This is a genomic window from Okeania sp. SIO2F4, from assembly GCF_010672385.1.
In the GTDB taxonomy this organism is placed as follows: Bacteria; Cyanobacteriota; Cyanobacteriia; order Cyanobacteriales; family Microcoleaceae; genus Trichodesmium.
Window position 1 is genome coordinate 1 of the sequence record NZ_JAAHGT010000989.1, and the last position, 3,489, is coordinate 3,489.

The window sequence follows — 3,489 nt, forward strand, 5'->3', positions numbered from 1 at the left end:
AAACGTCTGTAATTACTGCTGTGTCTTAATTTGAGCGATTTTTTCCATCTATTTAGCGACAACTCTATTAATACTGAGCAAGATTTCCTTGGGTATCAGTTACTGTCAGTCTTTCTGCTACTCATTGTCTGAGTCGAACTTATCTTGACTATTACGCTACTCTTGAGATAAAGAAAACATTAAAATTATTATGCTTTTTGTATACCTTAAAATAAAAAAAATGTCAAGTTTTTTGGCTCGCAAATTTTTCTATAATAAACAACTTAGAGAATAAAGCCAGTCAGGTATGTAACAAAAATTAAATATTTAGTCTCTTCATGGAAAGTTCATAAATTTTTTAGTAATCTTTACCGATTCTTCATAAAAAATAGGAAATAGGGGAGTATATTATCAGATATAAGACTAATCAAAAATCTCACAAACACCCGTACAGTTATGGATTAGTTATAGTAACTAAAGTATAAATTAGAACATTATTTAACAGTCATTGTTGTAGATTATTCACGTTTTTCTTGTGTTTACTCTTGATTGATTCTGTTTTGAATTTTGCTTCAATTACTATATATAGTTTGTTTGATGAGTTTTAGAGTTAATTAGTTATTTTTTTGAAAAAATTGCTATAAACGCTAATAATTTAGGCGAAAGATAAATAATTCACAAACTACTTAGTCACCATGTAAATACAAAGACTGAGTGGGAATATTTAAAAAACTTTAGTTGAGGTGCAGAATTAAATATGAATAGGGTTGATTTCACAGTTGCTATCTCTACCCATAATGGGGAAACTCGTTTACCAGACGTACTGGATAGATTAAAATCACAAATAAACACTGAGAACTTCTCATGGGAAGTAATCGTAGTTGATAACAACAGTACAGATATGACTGCTAAAGTAGTAGAAAATTATCAAACTGAATGGTCTAAAGTGATTTCACTGAAATATGTTTTCGCGCCAAAAAAAGGTGTAAAATTTGCCAGAGAAAGAGCTGTAGAAAAAGCCAGAGGAGAACTTATTGGTTTTCTAAATGATGATAATTTACCTGATTCTGAATGGGTTTCTCAAGCTTATTATTTTTCCCAAAATAATCCTCAAGTTGGTGCTTTTGGTAGTCAAATACATGGAGACTTTTTTGAACAAAATTCCGAGTCAAAACTTCCAGAGAACTTGAAAGAAATAGCTTGTTTTTTAGCAATTGTAGAACGAGGAAATCAACCACATCTATACGACTCCAAACATAAGATATTACCTCCTAGTGCTGGAGTAGTAGTTCGTAAACAAGTCTGGCAACAAGCAGTTCCGAAGACATTATGCTTAAATCACACAGACAAAGTAACAGAATTAGCTAGTGAAAATTTAGAAGTGCTCAGAAATATTCAGCAAGCAGGCTGGGAAATTTGGTATAACCCAGCCATGGTGATTTATCATAAAATTGCTAATTCCCAACTAAAAAGAGATTACCTACTAAACCTAATGCGCTGTGTAGGTTTAAGCAGACATGGCCTGAGAAAGATGACTCTCCAAAGTTGGCAGAAATCTTTGGCTTTTCCAGGTTACATCGGTAATGACTTTCGGAGATTGACCCTTAACTCAATTAAAAATGGTGAATCAATAAAAGTTGATGTTCTTGCTCATTACCAGACAGAATTTTTCTGGAAAACTATCAAAAGTCCTTTATTATTCTGGTACAAACAAAAAAAGGCTAAAACAAAAGCACCGAATTATCAATCACTCCCTCAAGATGAATATTGTTTAGAACAAATTGCCACAGCTTTTGAAGAGAAAAGCTTCATTCTTCATGCCCAAAATATATTGTCTATTGGTGACGAAGATTTCCACAGCAAACATTTAGAAATTCTGCTGCGACTTCAGGATAAAACAGGAAATATAATGTTGCCTGGAGAGTTTATACCTACTGCAAAACGTTATAATTTAATGGGAACTATCGATCAATGGGTAATTGTGAATTTATTTACTCAACTTTCTCAGGCAGCTCAAAGCAATAGTAATTGTGTATATGAAATTAATCTTAGTGCTGCTAGTGTTAATGATGAAAAGTTCATCAAATTCTTGCATCAGCAGTTTGATATCTATGAAATTTCTCCAGAAACAATTAGTTTAGGAATCAGTGAAAGTGTTGTTATTGCTAACATGAAGCAAGTGGCAAAGCTAATTAGTGTTTTCAAAGAAATTGGTTGTAAGTTTACCTTAGACAATGTTGGTCGTGCCAACTTAATGCTTGATTATCTCAAACAACTACCTATAGATTATCTGAAAATTGATGGTAGATTAGTCAAGGGACTTACTAATAATCAGGAAAATATCAGGGGGATAGAAAAAATCCATAATCTAGGTTCTAAGCTTGGTTTCAAGACCATTGCAGAAGGTGTGGAAAATATGAGAATAATTGAGTTTATTAAGAGCTTAGGAATAAATTATGCTCAAGGTTATGGTATAGATTATCCCCAACCATTAATATTGAATGGAAATAAAATAAAAATGGAGAGTTCTAACTTAAATACATTCAATTCTCAGATTATACAACCAGTAGCTGCCTAATTTTTCTGAGTTCAAAAAGCTTCTGTTAAAACTGAATTTAACATTAGACTAAAAATAAATTTTTGGTTAGAAAAATATTATATTATATCTCCTCCAATATTTGTGATTGTCAGTAACTGTAAGACAATCTCTTAAATTTCTGAGATTACTTCCTTTGACTGGCAATGACATGGTAGTAAGTGCTACTATTTTTGAAGTATTGAGCTATTAGTTGTTAGCCATAATACCAAGAATAAAAAAAAGAATGTTACAAAACTCTGGTTATTACTACATCTATTTTTTTTAGTAGTTACAGGAAACTTGAGTTTTGTTTCGAGGAGATAAGAGTTTTTTCCACTCTCCTACTCTCAAACTGTAACTATAGCAATCCTATTTTATTTGTGTATAAAAATCTTACCGCTTAACTGGGAACGCTTAACTGGGAACGCTTAACTGGGAACAGGTGAGAGTTTCGGTTTTTTTATCTACTTTTTGATTACCCGCAACCTATGCACGGATTGCTATATGTTTTTTTAAGAGAGTATTATATCGTATTTGGTTAAATACTGATAAATAATTAGGTAGGAGTCAGGAGTCATAATTTAGGAGGGAAGAAAGGAGAAAAGTAAAGGTAATTCAATTATTTATCCATGGTTTGTCAATTCTTAAATTTTATTTATAACTGATTATCTGCAATTCGTAGCTCCCCTGGAAGGGGCACATAATATCATACCAATTATCAAAAACTTTGTTATATTTGAATTTGCTATTTCTAAATACTATTTGTTGAAGTGAGGTAATTGTTTGATAAATTTTGTGATTTTGATGGTTATTTTTGGCGTAAGTATGTAGCTATTAACTGTTAGGTATTAACTTATTCTTTTTGAAGGAAGAATCAGAGTTGAAAGATTGAGCCAAAATTAAAAGTTACTCTCAAAGCATCCTTTACCGAA

Annotated in this window: 1 protein-coding gene; it reads left to right on the forward strand. The window is 31.8% G+C overall.

Features of this window, described 5'->3' with window-relative positions:
* Positions 1-736 precede the first annotated feature (736 nt).
* Entirely contained in the window at positions 737-2,557 is a 1,821-nt protein-coding gene (gene hpsE / locus F6K22_RS36075) for a hormogonium polysaccharide biosynthesis glycosyltransferase HpsE (RefSeq protein WP_293109434.1), read from the forward strand.
* Positions 2,558-3,489 lie beyond the last annotated feature (932 nt).

Coding starts and splice junctions, on each gene's coding strand:
- hpsE (WP_293109434.1), top strand. CDS start 737: ATGAATAGGGTTGATTTCACAGTTGCTATCTCTACCCATAATGGGGAA.